The following is a 16,052-nucleotide window of genomic DNA, read 5'->3' on the forward strand; positions in this document are numbered from 1 at the left end:
GCGGCGGTGCGCCGGTGCCGGATCGTGGAGACGCTGCTGGAGGTGGCGCTCGAGCGGTTCCCCGGATGACCGATAACCTGCGGGCATGGATCTCACTGGGGTGACCGAGGTGTCGGACGAGGACGAGCTGCGGGAGCTGATCGGGCACCCGCTGCCGCGGGTGCTGCACAAGCAGCGGGCGGCGCTGCACGAGCTGGACCGGCAGTGGCTCGCGCTGTCGCCGTTCTGCCTGATCGCCACGTCCGACGCGGCCGGCCGCTGCGACGTCTCCCCCAAGGGCGATCCGGCCGGGTTCACGGTGGTGCTCGACGACCGCACGATCGCCGTGCCGGAGCGGCCGGGCAACCGGCGCGCCGACGGGTTCCGCAACATCCTCGCCAACCCGCACGTCGGGCTGCTGTACTTCATCCCCCGGCCGGGGCGACACGCTGCGGATCAACGGCCGGGCACGGCTGGTGCGGGACGCGCCGTTCTTCGACGAGATGGTCGTGGAGGGGCACCGGCCGCGGCTGGCGATCCTGGTCGAGATCGACGAGGTGTTCCACCACTGCTCGAAGGCGTTCCTGCGGTCGCGGCTGTGGCAGGCGGACACCTGGGCGCCGGAGGAGATGGCCCCGCGCGCGGTGATCGCCAAGACGCTGGAGCAGCCGGACGCGTCACTGGCGGAACTCGAGCGCTACTACGGCCCGGAGTACGTGAAGAAGCTGTACGCCTGACGCGGGCCGGAACGCGGAGCGGCCCTTGATGGCCCTCCCGGACAACACCACGGGCCGCTCGCTTCCGGCACCGCCGGATCACCTGACGCCGGCGGAAACACGCAACAGCCCGCAATGCCCCCTCCCGCAACACCACGAACCGCCCGCCTTCCCCTACCGCCCCCTCGGGCCATTCACCAGCCAAGCGGCACCGCCGGATCGCCTGACGCGGGCCGGAACGCGGAACGGCCCGTGGCGCCCCCTCCCGGACAACACCACGGGCCGCTCGCTTCCCCTTACTGCCCCTCGGGCCATCCACCAGCCAAGGGGCACCGCCGGATCACCTGACGCCAACGGAAACGTGCAACGGCCCGCGATGCCCCCTCCCGCAACACCACAGGCCGTTCACTTCCCCTACCGCCCCTCGGGCCGTTCGCCGGCCAGGGGACGTCCGGGTCGTCGTAGGCGGGCGGGAACGCGCAACAGCCCGCGCTGCCCCTCCCGGACAACACCACGAACTTCCCCTTCCGCCCCCTCGGGCCATCCACCAGCCAAGGGGCACCGCCGGATCGCCTGACGCGGGCCGGAACGCGGAACGGCCCGTGGTGCCCCCTCCCGGACAACACCACGGGCCGCTCGCTTCCCCTTACTGCCCCTCGGGCCGTTCGCCGGCCAGGGGGACGTCCGGGTCGTCGTCCGCCGGCGGCTCCGGGTCGCGCCACTCCTCGGCGCGGCTGGACCGGTTGCCCTGCAACGTGCCGCGCAGTTCGGCCTTCATCGCGTCGTCTTCGCGCGCGCTGTGCTTCTCACTGCCGCGTTCCATCAGCCGGCCCCTTTCAACGGGTCGTGCCCGATCGTCATCAGCCGGTGGCGCCAGTTCTCCTGGCCTGCCGTCGGCTCCAGGTCGTCCCGCCGTTCGGCGTGCACCCTGTCCACCACCTTGCGCATCACGCGCTCGTCGTCCTCGGTGAGGTCCGTCCGGCGCTTGCCGAGGATCTCCAGGACGTGCTGCCCGGTCTTCGTGCCCGACTGGTCCGGCAGCTCCTCGCTGTCCGTGCCGGCCGAGCGGACCCGCAGCCAGTCCCCCAGCTCGCGCGAGGTCATGTTCACCACGCGGTGGAACTCGTCCCACAGTGCTTCGTCCACATGCGACTGCGTCGCCATCGTGTCACCTCCGGGCGGTCAGCCTTCGCACGATCACGAAGACCAGCGCCAGGATCCCGATCCCGGCGCCGGTGCCGAGCGCGATCCGCTGTGTCGTGTGCGCGGTCTCCCGCACCTTCCCGGCCAGGGCCTCGGCGGTCTCGCCGAGCTCCTGACGGGTCAGTTCGAGGTCGAGCCGCGCCTGTTCGGCGTCGTGCGGGAAGGTGTCCTTCTTCGTGGTCATCGGCGCACCCCCTCCCGCAGGGCCGCCACGTCCTTGGGCACCCCGGACGCCGCCTCCTGCGGCACCGGCGGCACCGCCGCCGACAGCTGCTTCTTGCCTGCCAGCCCGGCCACCCCGCCGATCAGCAGCAGCGCGCCGCCGACGATCAGCGCGGCGGCCCACCCGGGCACCACCAGGGCCAGCGCCAGCACCGCGGCGGCGACCAGCGTCGCCGCCCCGAACAGCGCGAGCATCCCGGCCGCGCCGGCCAGGCCCGCGCCGGTCCCGGCGCGCTTGCCCTTCCGCCGCAGCTCCTCGGCCGCCAGCCGCATCTCGTCCCGGACCAGCCGCTGGACCTGCTGCGACATGTCCTGGACGAGCTGCCCGATCGAGCGGTCGTCGACCGCGGTCGAGCCGCGGCCCGTGCTCTCAGTCATGCCTCGCCTCCCTTGGGGTAGCTCGTAGTCCGGCTACCCCCGGGCGGAGAGCGCTAATCGTGCGCGGTGGGCGAGCTGCCCTCGCTGAGCTCCTCGGTGGCCTTCTCCGACGGCGTCTTCGACGCCTCGGAGTGCGGGACGGTCTTCCCGGTGAGGGTGATGTGTCCTTCTTCGTGCAGCCGCTCCACCAGGTGCGGGTAGTGCAGCTCGAACGCGGGCCGTTCGGACCGGATCCGGGGCAGCTCCAGGAAGTTGTGCCGCGGCGGCGGGCACGAGGTCGCCCACTCCAGCGAGTTGCCGTAGCCCCACGGATCGTCCACTTCGACCGGATCCCCGAACCGGTAGCTGCGCACCACGTTGTAGATGAACGGCAGCATCGAGGCGCCCAGGATGAACGCGCCGATCGTGGAGATCGTGTTCAGCACGGTGAACCCGTCGCTGTCCAGGTAGTCGGCGTAGCGGCGCGGCATGCCCATGTCACCGAGCCAGTGCTGCACCAGGAACGTCGTGTGGAACCCGACGAACGTGGTCCAGAAGTGCAGCTTGCCGAGTCTCTCGTCGAGCATCCGCCCGGTCATCTTGGGGAACCAGAAGTACACGCCGGCGAAGGTGGCGAACACGATCGTGCCGAACAGCACGTAGTGGAAGTGCGCGACCACGAAGTAGCTGTCGGTGATGTGGAAGTCCAGCGGCGGTGAGGCGAGGATGACGCCGGTCAGCCCGCCGAGCAGGAACGTGACCATGAAGCCCACCGACCACAGCATCGGTGTCTCGAAGGTGAGCTGCCCCTTCCACATCGTGCCGATCCAGTTGAAGAACTTGATGCCGGTGGGGATCGCGATGAAGAACGTCATGATCGAGAAGAACGGCAGCAGCACCGCGCCGGTGGCGAACATGTGGTGCGCCCACACCACGAACGACAACGCCGTGATGCCCATCGTCGCGAACACCATCAGCCGGTAGCCGAACAGCGGTTTCCGGCTGAACACCGGGACGATCTCGGTGATGATCCCGAAGTAGGGCAGCGCGATGATGTAGACCTCGGGATGGCCGAAGAACCAGAACAGGTGCTGCCACAGGATCGCCCCGCCGACGGCCGGGTCGAACGCGTGCGCCCCGATCAGCCGGTCGGCGAGCAGCCCGAACAGCGCCGCGGTCAGGATCGGGAACACCGCGAGCACCAGCACGCTGGTGAACAGGATGTTCCAGGTGAAGATCGGCATCCGCCACATGGTCATGCCCGGGCAGCGCAGGGTGACGATCGTGGTCAGCATGTTGACCGCGCCGAGGATGGTGCCCAGACCGGAGACGATCAGGCCCGTGATCCACAGGTTGCCACCGATGCCGGGCGAATGCATCGCGTCGGACAGCGGGGTGTAGGCCGTCCAGCCGAAGTCCGCGGCCCCGCCCGGGGTGAGGAACGAGGACAGCACGATCGAGCCGCCGAACAGGAACAGCCAGTAGGAGAACGCGTTCAGCCGCGGGAACGCCACGTCCGGGGAGCCGATCTGCAGCGGCAGGATCAGGTTGGCGAAGGCGAACACGTTCGGGGTCGCGTAGAGCAGCAGCATGATGGCGCCGTGCATGGTGAACAGCTGGTTGTACTGCTCCGGCGACAGGAACTGCATCCCGGGCCGCGCCAGCTCGCCCCGCATCAGCAGCGCGAGCGACCCACCGACGACGAAGAAGCCCAGCGACGTGTACAGGTACATCTGGCCGATCAGCTTGTGATCGGTCGTCTTCGCCATCTTCACCAGCAGGTTGCCCCTGCGGTGCCTGGCCGGCAGTTCGTACCGGTTGCCCAGGACGATGGGACGTGCCTTCAGCTCCGTCATGCGCCCTCCCCGGGTGCCGAGTGGACGAACCCAGAGTGCTCCGGATCACATCGGTGAATCAAGACCCTAACCCGTAGGTGGCGTAGGCGCTGCGGATGACCGGCTGTGCGACGTTGCGCACCCGCACCCCGCCCGGGGTCACGCCCTGCTCGCAGCCGAAGTGCGCGTGGCCGTGCAGGGCCAGGTCGGCGCCGCATTCGTCGATGACCTCGCCCAGCTGGTAGGCGCCGAGGAACGGGTAGATCTCCGGCGGCTCGCCGCGCAGAGTCTCCGGAATGGGTGAGTAGTGGGTGAGCGCGACGCGGTAGTCGACGTCGTCGAGTTCCATCATCGCGCGGCGCAGCGCGTCCGCCCGTTCGATGCTGTGTTCGACGAACGCCTTCATCTCCCGCTCGCCGAACGCGCTGGCGCACTTGCCCGCGAACCCGCCGCCGAAGCCCTTCACCCCGGCGACGCCGAGGGTCTGCCCGTCGACCTCCACCCGGGTCGAGGCGCCCTCCAGCACCTGGATGCCGTGGTCGGACAGCAGCTTCGTGATCTCGTCCTGCCGGTCGCTGTGGTAGTCGTGGTTGCCCAGCACGGCCACGACCGGCCGGTCCAGGCCGCTGAACTCGTCGGCGACCACCTCGGCCTCCTCCAGCGCGCCGTGCCGGGTCAGGTCGCCTGCCAGCAGCAGCACGTCGGCCAGGTCGCCGAGGTGTTCCAGTGCGGGGCGCAGCAGGCCCCGCGCGTCCTCGCCGAGGTGGACGTCCCCGACCGCCGCCACGCGGATCACCGCAGGTCCTCCCTCCGGGCCGGTTCGCGGGTGTCGGCCACCCGCACGTCGTTGTGCACCCGCAGGCCGGGCGCGGCCTCGTGCAGCACGTTCTCCAGCTCAGCGCGCCGCTCGTCGCAGGTCACCTCCCCGGACAGGTGCACGTCGTCGCCGCGGACGTTGACCCGGACGCCCATCTCGGCCGTCCGGGAGTCCTCGGCCAGCGCGCGGCGCAGGTGCGCGGCGCGGTATTGGGGTGTCTCCTGCTCGGCAGTCATCACGTGGTTCCTTCGAGCTCGACGACGTCCAGCGAGTCCAGCAGCGTCAGGAACGCCTGCGCGTACGGGGACTCGCCGGTCTCCTTCGCCACGCGCTCCCAGTCCACCTGTTCCCGCAGGTCGCGGGCGATGTGCAGCAGCGGGGCGAAATCGCAGCGGTGCGCGTCGAGGACGAGCAGCTTGTCGACCATGATGTCGGTGCCGTTCAGGACCGGCGCCATGGTCGGGCCGACGCGCATCACGTCGGAGCGGCTCAGCGTCTCGTCGGTGACGGCGCGGTAGTTGGGCCGGAAGATCAGGTCGACCAGCACGTCGCCGTCCCAGACCTTGCTGAGCCAGTCCTCCGGCGGGTCCTCCGGCCGCATGCCCTCCGCGACGAGCGCCGCACGCGCGGCGGGCACGTCCTCCTCCTTGAGGAAGACGTCGACGTCGTGGTCCGACGGCGGACCGCCCCTGGCGTAGACCGCGCAGCCGCCGGACACGGTGAACGGGATCTCCCGAGCCGTCAGCGTGGTGACCACCTTGGTCAGCGTGCGCAGCAACGACTGCTCGTCCATGACCGGCCGGGTACCCGTGCCCGACCGGGGCAAAACGGCGCGGGTTTCGGGCCCCGGCCACCGGGTATGTCCCGTTCCGTCCGCGACGGTTGGGAGCGCGATGCGCCGCAGTACGGAGCTGAGGCTGCCCAGGACACTGGACGCGGCGCGGCGGGCGCGCCGGTTCACCACCGAGGTGTGCGCGAAGTGGCGTGTGCCCGGGCTGGCGCCGGACGCGGTCGTGATCGCCACGGAGCTGGTGGAGAACACGCTGCGGCACACCCGCGCGACGCCCCGGCTCGGCCTGGAGCTGCACCGAGACCAGCTGAAGGGGGACCAGCTGACGGTCAAGGTCACCGACGACGACCCGCGCGAGGCGGTCATCCGGGAAAGCGGTCACCCGCCGGGCCTCGGGCTGCTGCTGGTCGCGCAGACCTCCGAGCAGTGGGGGTGCGACCGGGAGCCCGCCGGCGGCAAGACGGTGTGGGCGACCGTGCGGTGAGCCGCGGACCGGCGGTGCGGACCACCGCTGTCCCGCACCGCCGGCGCACCCACCACGAGACGACCCTGGCGGCGGCCGCGAACGGCTCGCCGTCGTGCCGACGAGCACCGGATACCCACCCGGAACATCGCTAACCGGATGACCCGGGTTGCCAACGCGGCTCGCTGGTCCGTACGGTCGGTGGGGAGCGGTTGAGTGACCAGCCGTGCCGGGGAAGGACACACCCGGCCCTTGCGCTTTCGAATTTCGACTCTTCGGATTCTTGGACGTGTGTGTGGGCTTCCCCGCTGTGCTCACCACGACCCGGGGAGACTCCCGTGTACGAAGCTCACGAACTCCGCATCGACCTCACCAACGGCGCCGACGGGATCCGGCTGGCCCGCCTCACCGGTGAACTCGACCTCGCCGCGGCGCCCGCGCTGCGCGCCTTCCTGACCGGCTGCGTCGACGACGGCCGCACGTTCATCGTCGACCTCGAATCGGTCACCTTCCTCGGTTCGGCGGGCCTGCAGGCCCTGGTCGACGCCGACGAGGCCGCCGCAGGGCGCTCCGTGCGCTGGGCGCTGGCAGGCAGCCACCGCGTGGTCATCCGCCCGCTGGAGGTCACCGGCCTGCACGAGCAGTTGCCGCTCTTCCCGAGCGTCACCGTGGCCACGCGCCACCTCACGCAGGGCGCGCCGGTCGCCCACTGACCGTCACGCCGGGTGCCCGAGCCGCAGGCAGCGCAGCCCGCTCCCCCGCAGCGCCGCGGGATCGAGCACGCCCCGGGTGTCCACCACGGCGTCGCCCTCGGCGACGGCCGCCAGCTGGCTCCAGTCGAGCCCGCCGAACTCCGGCCACTCGGTCAGCACGACCAGCACTCGCGCGCCCTTGGCGGCCAGGACCGGGTCGTCCACGCGCTGGACAGGCCCGGCCTGGTCGCCGGTCACGCCAGGGTCGTAGCCGGTCAGCACGGCGCCCGCCGCGGCGAGCCGGCCGGCCACGGCCAGCGCGGGCGAGTCCCGCAGGTCGTGGGTGCCCGCCTTGAACGTCAGCCCGAACAGGCCGATCCGCACCCCGTCCAGCCGCCCGCCCGCGGCCTCCCGGACCCGCGCGACGACGTGGTCGTGCTGGCGGTCGTTCGCCTCGATCGCGGCCCGCAGGACGGTCAGGTCCACCCCGGCCGCGGCGCCCGTGGCGACCAGCGCCCTGGTGTCCTTGGGCAGGCACGACCCGCCCCAGCCGGGGCCGGGGTGCAGGAAGTGCGGCCCGATCCGCTCGTCGAGGCTCATCGCGCGGGTGACGGCGTCGATGTCGGCGCCGGTGCGCTCGCACAGCCGGGCCAGCAGGTTCACGTACGACAGCTTCAGGGCCAGGAACGCGTTACTCGCGTACTTGCCCAGTTCGGCGCTGGCGTGGTCGGTGCGCACCACCGGCGCGCCCAGGTCCGCGTACAGCGCGGCGACCCGCGTCACCGCGGGCTCCTCGCCACCGAGCACGATCCGGTCCGGGTGGCGGAAGTCGTGCACGGCATGGCCTTCGCGCAGGAACTCCGGGTTGCTCACCACCGGGATCCCGGCGGTCTCCGCGATGCGGGCGCAGGTGCCCACCGGCACGGTCGACTTGACCACCAGCACGGTGCGCGGGCCCGGGTGCAGCGCCGTGAGCACGGCCTCGACCGCGCCGAGATCGGCCGCCCCGTCGGGGCCCGCCGGGGTGGGCACGCAGGCGAACACGAACTCCCGGCCGTCCAGCGCGCCGGGGTCCGCAGTGAACCGCAGCCGCCCGGCGGCCAGCTCGTCCCGCACCAGCGGGGCCAGGTCCGGCTCCCCCAGCGAAACCTCGCCACGGGACAGCTCGTCTACTTTGGACTGATCGACCTCGGCGCACACCACGTCGTGGCCCAGGCCGGCGAGGCAGGCGGCGGTCGTCAGGCCGACGTAGCCGGCCCCGGCGACCCCGACGGCGGCCACGTCACACCTCCGCCACCGGCCGCAGCACCTTCCGGCCCGCGGCGACGACCTCGTCGACGGTGATCCGCAGCAGCCCGGCGGCCGGGGTGCCGGCGAACGGGTCGCCCTCCTCCCCCGCCCACAGCACGACGTGCCGGTCCTCGGTGCCCGGCGGCGGCCCCCACCGCCACGGCGGTGTCGGGCCGAACAGCAGCACCGACGGCGTGCCGTAGGCGGTGGCCAGGTGGCCGACGCCGGTGTCGCCGCTGATCACCAGCCGCGCCCCGGCCACGAGGGCGGCCAGCTCGGTCAGCCCGGTGCGCCCGGCCAGCACCGCGTCGCCGCTGAGGCCGGCGGCGGCCGCGAGGTCTCCCGCGAGGTCCCGTTCCGCGGCGCTACCGGTCACCACGACGCGGTGACCAGCGCGGGAGAACTCGCGCGCCACCTCGGCGAAGCGCCGGGGCGGCCAGCGCCGCGACCCGAACGCCGCGCCGGGGTGCACGACGACCGCGTCCGCCGCCGGGCTCGGCACCTCGGGCCGGGCCAGCCCGAGGTCGTGCCGGTCGGCCGCGATGTCGTAGAACGCGAGCATCCGGCACCAGCGCAACGCCTCGTGCTGGTCCTCCCGCCAGTCCGGGCCCTCCAGATCCGGGAAGTCCGGGTGCCGGTGGGTCAGCAGCCGGTCCGGCCCCGTGGCCAGCAGATCCGTCACGCTCTCCGGGCCGCTGCCGTGCAGGTTGACCGCGAAGGCGGGCGGCGCGCCGGTCCAGCGCAGCGCGCCGAGACCGGTCGTGGGCAGCACCCGGTCGACCGCGCCGGTGAGGGCGGCCAGCTCGTCCAGCGCCGCGGACGCGGCGAGGGTGATCCGCGCGTCCGGGAACGCGGCCCGCAGGCCGCGCAGCGCCGGGACGGCGACCAGGAGGTCGCCCATCCCGAGCGCCCGCAGCACCAGGACGTCGCCGGTCACGGCCAGGAGCCCTCCTCCGAGTGCGCGACGACCAGTTCGCGCACCTCGCAGCCGGCCGGCTGGGACAACGCGAACAACACGGTCTGCGCCACGTTCTCCGGGTTGTTCAGTTTCGCGTCCGCGGGCGGCTTGTACTGCTCGTCGCGGGAGTCGAAGAACGCCGTGTGCATGCCGCCCGGCACCAGCATGGTGACGCCGATGCGGCCCGCGGTCTCCGCGGCCAGCGCGCGGGTGAAACCGACGACGCCCCACTTCGAGGCGCAGTAGGCGGTGGCGTCGCTGACCGCCTTGATGCCGAGGGTGGACGCCACGGTGACGACCTTGCCGCGCGAGCGCTCCAGGTACGGCAGCGCGGCGCGCACCACCGCGGCGGTGCCGAACAGGTTGACCTTGACGACGCGCTCCCAGTCCTCTGTGGACACATCCGTCAGCTTGCCGGGGAAGTCGATCCCCGCGGCGGTGAACACCGCGTCCAGCCCGCCGGCTTGCTCGGCCAGCTCCGCGACGGCCCGCTCGGTCTCGGCCCTGTCGGTGAGGTCGACCGGCACGTAGGGCACGCCGGCGGCCGGGGGTTTGCGGTCGAGCACCAGCGGGGTCCCGCCGGCGTCCGCGACCGCCTTGACGGTCGCCGCGCCCAGCCCGGACGCGCCCCCGGTGATCAGTACCTTGCCTGGCGATGCAGCCATGTCTTCCCTTCTATCCGTTGGACACGGTCTCGATGAGCCGCGTGGTGGAGTAGCCGTCGACGGTCGGCACGAGCACGACCTTGCCGCCGTTCTCGCGGATGACGTCGGCCTCGGGCAGGTCGGCGCCCTCGTAGTCGCCGCCCTTGACCCAGACGTCGGGCCGCAGCGTGCGCAGCACCTCGACCGGCGAGGACTCCTCGAACACCACGACGGCGTCGACGGACTCCAGCGCGCTGAGCACGCGCACCCGGTCGGCGGCGGTCACGACCGGCCGGCCCGGTCCCTTCAGCCTGCGCACCGACTCGTCGGAGTTGACGCACACGATCAGCGCGTCACCCAGCTCGCGGGCGCGCCGCAGCAGCGTCACGTGACCGGGGTGCAGGATGTCGAAGCACCCGCCGGTGGCGACGACCCGGCCCCCGCGGCGCCGGACCCGCTCGGCCAGCTCGACGCCGGTCAGCCCCTCGGGCGGGCGGATCGGCTCGGCGGGCTCGGACAGCGCGGTGGCCGCGCCCGCGGCGACGAACCGGGCCGCCGACTCGACCGCCGACGCGACGGCGTTGGGCAGCGCGGCGCCCTCGAACAGGGCGGCGGTGACGGCGCTGGCGAACCGGTCGCCCGCGCCGCAGGTGTCGGGCCGGACGCTCGCCGGGACGCGCGCGGCGTTGGGCACCGGGATGGTCCGCGTGCCGGTGCCGTCGGCGAGGACGGCGCCCTTCGAGCCGACGGTCACGGCGACGGCCTCGGCCGCCCACTCCGCCCGCAGCCGCTCGGCCAGCTCCCCGGGCGTGCCGGCAACTCCGGCGAACTTGGCGGCCTCGCTGTCGTTGGGCGTGACGAGCGCGGCGCCGGGCACCGGCGGGCCACCCCGCGGGTGCGGGTCCCACACGACCGGCGCCTCGGTCGCGGCCAGCAGCTCCCGGATCCGCGGGTGGCTCGCCACGCCGCGCCCGTAGTCGGCGACGAGGATCGCGGACGCCCCACGCAGCACCGCCACCGTGCGCTCGTCCAGCGGCTCGTGCGCGGCGTGCCCGTCGCCGTGGTCCAGCCGCACGACGGACTGCCCGGCCGCGCGGATGCGGGTCTTGCGGACCGTCTCGCCTTCCAGCGGCAGCGCGCACAGCTCGACCTCGCCGGCCAGCAGCCGGGCCAGCCGCGCCCCGCCCTCGTCCGCGCCGAGCGCCGTGACCAGCACGACGTCCGCCGCGGACCGGGCGGCAAGGCGGGCGGCGAGCCCGGCGCCGCCGGGACGGTGCCATTCGCGGCCGACGTCGACGACCGGCACCGGCGCCTCCGGGCACAGCCGGTCGGCATTGCCGTCCACGTCGATGTCGAGCAGCGTGTCGCCGACCACCACCAGCGGGCCGGTCACGAGGGCACTCCCAGCGCCTCGTCCAGCGCGGCGCACAGGCCGTGGATCACCGCGAGGTGCGCCTCCTGCACGGTGCCGGTGCTCGGCGCGTCGATCATCACCGCGTCGTCGCTGACCGAGGACAGCGCGTTCGGGCCGGGACCGGTCAGCGCCCACGTCGTGATGCCCAGTTCGTGCGCCGTCTTGGCCGCGGCGCACACGTTCTGGCTGCGGCCGCTGGTGGACAGCGCCACCAGCACGTCGCCGGGACGGCCGTGCGCGCGCACCTGCCGGGCGAACACCTCCTGGTCGCCGTAGTCGTTCACGATCGCGGTGGCCGCCGAGGTGTCGGCGTGCAGGGCAATCGCCGACAGCGGCTGCCGGTCGTTGACGAACCGGCCGACCAGCTCGCCGGTCAGGTGCTGGGCCTCGGCGGCACTGCCGCCGTTGCCGCAGGCGAGCAGCCGTCCGCCGGCGCCGAGCACCTCGGCGAGGTGACGACCCCACGCCTCGATCCTCGGCGCCAGCGCGGTCAGGTCCCGCATGGTCGCGGCCAACGCCGCGAACCGCTCCTCGATCACGCTGCACCTCCTAGTTTCTCCACGGCCCGCAGGACTTCCTCGGGCGGAACCCGGTCCAGGCACGGGTGGCCGGGCACCGGACAGGTCCGGGCCCGGGTGTCGCGGCAGGGCGCGTCCTGATCGCCGAGCAGAACGAGCGGCACGCCGTAGGGCGCCCACCGCGCGGCAGGCACCACCGGCGCGAACAGCGACACCACGGGGGTGCCGACGGCCGCGGCGAGGTGCGCGGGCCCGGTGTTCGGGGCGACGGTCACGCGCGCCCCGGCGAGCACGGCGGCGAGGCCGTGCAGATCGGTCTGCCCCGCCAGGTCCAGGCCGTGGTCACCGGCGACCCGGGCGGTCAGATCGCGTTCGGACGGGCCGCCGGTGACGACGACCCGGTACCCGGATTCGGCGAGCAGCCGGACGACCTCCGCGTTGTGCTCGGCGGGGTACTGCCGGGCAGGCACCGAGGCCGCCGGGTGCACCACGACGTAACCGGGTTCGCCGACCAGGCCGGACACGTCCGGCAGGGGCTCGCGCACGGCCAGCCGCCCGTCGTCGCCGGGCGGCAGCTCGAACCCGGCGGCCCGCGCCAGCGACAGGGCGCGTTCGGCCTCCGGCGGGTCGCCCTCGACGCGGTGCCGCAGGTCCAGCAGCGACCCCGGGTAGTCCTCGCAGATCGCACCGATCCACGGCACCCCGCACTCGCGCAGGACCAGCGCGAGCGGCAGCGGCGACTGGTGGAACGACGTGACGATCAGCGCCGCGTCCGGTTGCGCGGCACGGATGTGAGCGCGCAACGCGGCCAGGTGGGCGGGGGTCGCCGCAGGGGGCCGCGGGTCGATCCACGGGGCGCACCACTCGACCACCTCGTCGACGCCGGGCAGCAGTTCGGCGGCCGCGCGCCCGTGCGGCCCGGCCAGGAACGTGACCGTGTCGGCCTCCGCCGCGACCGCGCGCACCAGCGGCCCGGACAGCAGGACGTCGCCCGCGTTGTCCAAGCGCGCCACCAGAACCCGTGACCTCACCACTTCCGGTCCCCCATCGCCAGCCCGACCGCCTCGGCCAGGTCACCCGCCACGTGCGCGTCCCGCCGCGCGGCTTCGATCTCCGCGGCCCGCGTGCGCGGGGTCGGCACGAGGACAGCGCGCGCGCCCGCGGCGCGGGCGGCCTCGATGTCGGCGCCGATGTCCCCGATGACCACGCAGTCCTCGGGCCGCACCCCCAGTGCCAGCGCGGCGCGCGTCACCAGGCCGGGCTTGGGCTTGCGGCAGCAGCAGCCGTCGCCGTCGGCGTGCACGCACACCTGCCAGGTGCCGAACGGCCCGAGCAGCTCCTCGACGCGGGCGTTCACCGCGGCCAGCTCGTCCCGGGTGATCAGCCCGCGGGCCACACCGGACTGGTTGCTCACCACGCCCACCGGGACGCCGGCGGCGCGCAGGCGGCGCAGCACGTCCTCGGCGCCGGGCACGGGGCGGACCTTGTCCGGGTCGTTGTTGTAGGGCTCGTCGTGGATGAGGGTGTCGTCGCGGTCGAACAGGATCGCCTTGGCGACCGGGCGCGGACGGCGCACCCGCACCTCGCCGGCGAGCCGGTGGCCCACCGCGACGGGCGGGATCAGCACGCTCGTGACGGCCATCTTCGCCAGCTCGTCCGCCGTCTTCGGCCCCGGCAGGATGCGGCGCAGCGCGAACTCCGCGGTGAGACCCAGCCAGGCGAGGCCCGCGAACGCGGCCGGCGTGTTGCGGCGGGCGGCGGCGAACGCGAGCGCGGCCGCGCCGCTGACGGTGGTGAGCGCGTGGCGGCCGAGACGGCCGGGGCCTGCGGCGGACAGCTCCCTCCACTGTGGACCGAATTTGCGGCGCATCAGCGCGTTGTCGGCGTTGCCCCGCTGCGCGCGCACGCTGGCGAAGAAACCGCCGTGCCGTGCGGGGTGCAGTGTCCGGCGGGTGCCGTGCTCCAGCCGCCACCCGGCCTGCCGGACGCGCAGCGCGAGGTCGGCGTCCTCGCGGAAGGCCCGCGGGAACCGCTCGTCGAAACCGCCCACGGCGGCGAGAACCGCGCGCCGGTAGGCCATGTCCGCGGTGATCCACTCCGCGGTGGCGAGCCCCGCGGTGTCCCGTTCCAGGTCGGTGGGGCGGCGGCCGCCGGTCGGGCCGGGCACCACGATCCGGCCCTGCGAGGCCGCCACGTCGGCGGCCAGCGACTCCAGGTCGGTCACCAGCCGCGACGGCCAGTCGGCGGTGGTGCGGACGTCGTCGTCGAGGAACGCGATCCACTCGGTGTCCGCGGCACGCCAGCCCACGTTGCGCGCCGCGGCCGGGCCGCGGCCGCCGGAGCGCAGCACGCGCACCTTCAGGTTGGTGTCGGGCAGGGGCAGGTCGCCGGGTTCGGGGCGGTCGTCGACGACGATGACCTCCGCCGGGCCCGGCCCGATGCCGTGGCCGAGCGCGGACAGCAGAGCCCGGAGGCTGTCCCGGCCGGTCGTCGGGACAACCACGGTGTAGGCCGTCATGCCGGCCTCCGCACCACGAACGGGCCGATGGCGAGCAGGTCGATGGGGCTGGAGCCGAAGCACTCCAGCGCGTCGCGCGGCGAGTCGACCATCGGGCGGCCCGCGGTGTTGAGACTGGTGTTGACGACGACGGGGATCCCGGTGCGGGCGGCGAATTCTCCGAGCATGCGAGCGACCAGCGGCTCGCTCGCCGGGTCCACCGTCTGGATCCGCGCGGTACCGTCCACATGGGTCACCGCCGGGATGCGGTCCCTCCACTCCGGACGGACGTCGTGCACGAACAGCATGTGCGGACTGGGCACGGGGCCACGCTCGAACAGCTCCCGCGCGCGGTCGGCGAGGACCATCGGCGCGACCGGGCGGAACTGCTCGCGGCCCTTGACGTCGTTGAGGCGTTCCAGGTTGCGCCGGTGGCCGGGGTGCGCGAGCAGCGAGCGGTGGCCCAGCGCGCGCGGGCCGAACTCGGCGCGGCCCTGGAACCAGGCCACGATCTCGTCGTCGGCGAGCGCCTTGGCCACGGTGGCGGCGAGGTCGTCCGGCCGGTCGTAGCGCAGCCGGGCGGTGTCGAGCGCCTGCTGGATCTCGGCGTCGGTGAAGCCCCGCCCGAGGTCGGCGCCCGGCATCGGGGCGGCCGGTTCGCCCAGTTCCGCGGCGAGGTGCAGGGCGGCGCCGAGAGCCGTGCCCGCGTCGCCCGCGGCGGGCTGCACCCAGATCTCGTCGAACGGGCCGTCGGCGAGCAGCCGGGTGTTGGCCACGCAGTTCAGCGCGATGCCGCCGGCCATCGTGAGCCTGGACTGCCCGGTCCGGGCGTGCAGCCAGCGCAGCAGGTCGAGCAGGACCTCTTCGAGCCGCTGCTGCACGCTGGCCGCGAGGTCGGCGTGCTCGGGCCGGAAGTCCGCGCCGGGTTCCCGCCGCGGCGCGAACGGGGTCAGATCCACCGGTGGGGCGCGGAAACCGCCGTCCGGCGACGCGGCGATCGCTTCGCACAGCTGGTCGCGGAACCGTGGTTTCCCGTACGAGGCAAGGGCCATCACCTTGTACTCGTCGCTGGAGCGCGCGAACCCGAGGTGCTCGGTGAGGTCCTCGTAACGCAGGCCGAGCGAGTGCGGCAGCCGTTGCGCGGCCAGCTCGACCAGCTTGCCGTCGCGGTACTCGCCTGCCAGGTAGGACGTCGCCTCGCCGCGGCCGTCCGCGACCAGCACGGCGGCGTCGCCGAACGGCGCGGCCAGCCCGCTGGACGCGGCGTGCGCGACGTGGTGGCGGACGAACCGCACCTTAGCCGGGTCGAGGCCGGGCAGCGCGGTCTTCAGGAAGTTCGGGGCGCGGCGCGCGTACGTGGTGCGCAGCTCCTCCCAGCCCGGGTCGACGCCGTCGAGGCCGTGGTCGACCAGGTCCGGGTCGTAGGAGTAGCCCACGGCGTCCAGGTCCCCCGGCTCCAGGCCCGCCTCGGCCAGGCACCAGCGGGCGGCCTGCTCGGGGAGTTCCCAGGTGGCGAACGGGACCGGGCGCTTGCCGTGCTTGCGGCGGCTGAACCGCTCCTCCTCGGCGGCGGCGACCACCCGGCCGTCCACCACGAGGGCGGCGGCCGGATCGTGGAACACCGCGTTGATCCCGAGGATCCGCAAGCTCGTTACCT

General features: G+C 73.6%; 18 protein-coding genes and 1 pseudogene. 3 read left to right on the plus strand and 16 right to left on the minus strand.

What is annotated here, in order from left to right:
- The first annotated feature begins 85 nt into the window (after positions 1-85).
- A pseudogene (locus AMYTH_RS44780) lies at positions 86-716 on the plus strand (pyridoxamine 5'-phosphate oxidase family protein).
- 625 nt (positions 717-1,341) lie between these two features.
- Here the strand turns inward: AMYTH_RS44780 and AMYTH_RS49520 are convergent.
- From AMYTH_RS49520 to AMYTH_RS0113855, 8 genes are read right to left on the minus strand one after another with little or no spacing between them, the layout of a single operon-like run.
- Positions 1,342-1,518, minus strand: a complete 177-nt coding sequence (locus AMYTH_RS49520; RefSeq protein ID WP_167344585.1) for a hypothetical protein — start codon at positions 1,516-1,518, stop codon at positions 1,342-1,344.
- Positions 1,518-1,859: a DUF3140 domain-containing protein gene (locus AMYTH_RS0113825; RefSeq protein WP_017981901.1), complete on the minus strand. Its 342-nt coding sequence runs from the start codon at positions 1,857-1,859 to the stop codon at positions 1,518-1,520. Before AMYTH_RS0113825 ends, AMYTH_RS49520 begins: the two co-directional genes overlap by 1 nt.
- Before the next feature lie 4 nt (positions 1,860-1,863).
- The gene (locus AMYTH_RS0113830; protein ID WP_027930821.1) at positions 1,864-2,082 is read right to left on the minus strand and encodes a DUF3618 domain-containing protein; all 219 of its coding nucleotides are present in this window, start codon (positions 2,080-2,082) and stop codon (positions 1,864-1,866) included.
- Complete coding sequence (locus tag AMYTH_RS0113835) at positions 2,079-2,498, minus strand: phage holin family protein (RefSeq protein WP_027930822.1); 420 nt, start codon at positions 2,496-2,498, stop codon at positions 2,079-2,081. Before AMYTH_RS0113835 ends, AMYTH_RS0113830 begins: the two co-directional genes overlap by 4 nt.
- A gap of 53 nt (positions 2,499-2,551) precedes the next feature.
- Positions 2,552-4,333, minus strand: a complete 1,782-nt coding sequence (gene ctaD, locus AMYTH_RS0113840; RefSeq protein ID WP_027930823.1) for an aa3-type cytochrome oxidase subunit I — start codon at positions 4,331-4,333, stop codon at positions 2,552-2,554.
- A 58-nt stretch (positions 4,334-4,391) separates the two neighbouring features.
- A complete protein-coding gene (locus tag AMYTH_RS0113845; RefSeq protein ID WP_027930824.1) occupies positions 4,392-5,108 on the minus strand; it encodes a metallophosphoesterase family protein in 717 nt (238 codons plus the stop codon).
- A complete protein-coding gene (locus AMYTH_RS0113850) occupies positions 5,105-5,365 on the minus strand; it encodes a BON domain-containing protein (RefSeq protein WP_027930825.1) in 261 nt (86 codons plus the stop codon). The genes AMYTH_RS0113845 and AMYTH_RS0113850 overlap by 4 nt, the downstream gene beginning before the upstream one ends.
- Complete coding sequence (locus AMYTH_RS0113855; RefSeq protein WP_027930826.1) at positions 5,365-5,922, minus strand: nucleotidyltransferase family protein; 558 nt, start codon at positions 5,920-5,922, stop codon at positions 5,365-5,367. The genes AMYTH_RS0113850 and AMYTH_RS0113855 overlap by 1 nt, the downstream gene beginning before the upstream one ends.
- Positions 5,923-6,022: 100 nt before the next feature.
- On the opposite strand from AMYTH_RS0113855, the gene AMYTH_RS0113860 reads away from it, so the two are divergent.
- On the plus strand, positions 6,023-6,403 hold the full coding sequence (locus AMYTH_RS0113860) for an ATP-binding protein (RefSeq protein WP_027930827.1): 381 nt from the start codon (positions 6,023-6,025) through the stop codon (positions 6,401-6,403).
- A gap of 317 nt (positions 6,404-6,720) precedes the next feature.
- A complete protein-coding gene (locus AMYTH_RS0113865; RefSeq protein WP_027930828.1) occupies positions 6,721-7,095 on the plus strand; it encodes an STAS domain-containing protein in 375 nt (124 codons plus the stop codon).
- 3 nt (positions 7,096-7,098) lie between these two features.
- On the opposite strand, the gene AMYTH_RS0113870 is transcribed toward AMYTH_RS0113865, so the two are convergent.
- From AMYTH_RS0113870 to AMYTH_RS0113905, 8 genes are read right to left on the minus strand one after another with little or no spacing between them, the layout of a single operon-like run.
- The gene (locus AMYTH_RS0113870) at positions 7,099-8,355 is read right to left on the minus strand and encodes a UDP-glucose dehydrogenase family protein (RefSeq protein WP_027930829.1); all 1,257 of its coding nucleotides are present in this window, start codon (positions 8,353-8,355) and stop codon (positions 7,099-7,101) included.
- A gap of 1 nt (position 8,356) precedes the next feature.
- Positions 8,357-9,301, minus strand: a complete 945-nt coding sequence (locus tag AMYTH_RS0113875; protein ID WP_037322530.1) for a glycosyltransferase family 9 protein — start codon at positions 9,299-9,301, stop codon at positions 8,357-8,359.
- Positions 9,298-9,987, minus strand: coding sequence for an SDR family oxidoreductase (locus AMYTH_RS0113880; RefSeq protein WP_027930831.1), 690 nt, complete (start codon positions 9,985-9,987; stop codon positions 9,298-9,300). The genes AMYTH_RS0113875 and AMYTH_RS0113880 overlap by 4 nt, the downstream gene beginning before the upstream one ends.
- A gap of 10 nt (positions 9,988-9,997) precedes the next feature.
- Positions 9,998-11,359: a D-glycero-beta-D-manno-heptose 1-phosphate adenylyltransferase gene (rfaE2, locus tag AMYTH_RS0113885; protein ID WP_027930832.1), complete on the minus strand. Its 1,362-nt coding sequence runs from the start codon at positions 11,357-11,359 to the stop codon at positions 9,998-10,000.
- A complete protein-coding gene (locus AMYTH_RS0113890) occupies positions 11,356-11,919 on the minus strand; it encodes a D-sedoheptulose-7-phosphate isomerase (RefSeq protein WP_027930833.1) in 564 nt (187 codons plus the stop codon). Before AMYTH_RS0113890 ends, rfaE2 begins: the two co-directional genes overlap by 4 nt.
- On the minus strand, positions 11,916-12,929 hold the full coding sequence (locus tag AMYTH_RS0113895; RefSeq protein ID WP_167344586.1) for a glycosyltransferase family 9 protein: 1,014 nt from the start codon (positions 12,927-12,929) through the stop codon (positions 11,916-11,918). The genes AMYTH_RS0113890 and AMYTH_RS0113895 overlap by 4 nt, the downstream gene beginning before the upstream one ends.
- Positions 12,926-14,416 carry an HAD-IIIA family hydrolase gene (locus AMYTH_RS0113900; RefSeq protein WP_027930835.1) on the minus strand — a complete coding sequence of 497 codons (1,491 nt, stop codon included), beginning with the start codon at positions 14,414-14,416 and terminating at the stop codon, positions 12,926-12,928. Before AMYTH_RS0113900 ends, AMYTH_RS0113895 begins: the two co-directional genes overlap by 4 nt.
- Positions 14,413-16,041, minus strand: a complete 1,629-nt coding sequence (locus AMYTH_RS0113905; RefSeq protein WP_027930836.1) for a carbamoyltransferase family protein — start codon at positions 16,039-16,041, stop codon at positions 14,413-14,415. Before AMYTH_RS0113905 ends, AMYTH_RS0113900 begins: the two co-directional genes overlap by 4 nt.
- Positions 16,042-16,052: the final 11 nt, after the last annotated feature.

Origin of the sequence: Amycolatopsis thermoflava N1165 (assembly GCF_000473265.1) — a bacterium.
Lineage (GTDB): Bacteria > Actinomycetota > Actinomycetes > Mycobacteriales > Pseudonocardiaceae > Amycolatopsis_E > Amycolatopsis_E thermoflava.

Coding starts and splice junctions, on each gene's coding strand:
- AMYTH_RS49520 (WP_167344585.1), bottom strand. CDS start 1,518: ATGGAACGCGGCAGTGAGAAGCACAGCGCGCGCGAAGACGACGCGATG.
- ctaD (WP_027930823.1), bottom strand. CDS start 4,333: ATGACGGAGCTGAAGGCACGTCCCATCGTCCTGGGCAACCGGTACGAA.
- AMYTH_RS0113880 (WP_027930831.1), bottom strand. CDS start 9,987: ATGGCTGCATCGCCAGGCAAGGTACTGATCACCGGGGGCGCGTCCGGG.
- AMYTH_RS0113860 (WP_027930827.1), top strand. CDS start 6,023: ATGCGCCGCAGTACGGAGCTGAGGCTGCCCAGGACACTGGACGCGGCG.
- AMYTH_RS0113835 (WP_027930822.1), bottom strand. CDS start 2,498: ATGACTGAGAGCACGGGCCGCGGCTCGACCGCGGTCGACGACCGCTCG.
- AMYTH_RS0113855 (WP_027930826.1), bottom strand. CDS start 5,922: ATGGACGAGCAGTCGTTGCTGCGCACGCTGACCAAGGTGGTCACCACG.
- AMYTH_RS0113825 (WP_017981901.1), bottom strand. CDS start 1,859: ATGGCGACGCAGTCGCATGTGGACGAAGCACTGTGGGACGAGTTCCAC.
- AMYTH_RS0113850 (WP_027930825.1), bottom strand. CDS start 5,365: ATGACTGCCGAGCAGGAGACACCCCAATACCGCGCCGCGCACCTGCGC.
- AMYTH_RS0113830 (WP_027930821.1), bottom strand. CDS start 2,082: ATGACCACGAAGAAGGACACCTTCCCGCACGACGCCGAACAGGCGCGG.
- AMYTH_RS0113900 (WP_027930835.1), bottom strand. CDS start 14,416: ATGACGGCCTACACCGTGGTTGTCCCGACGACCGGCCGGGACAGCCTC.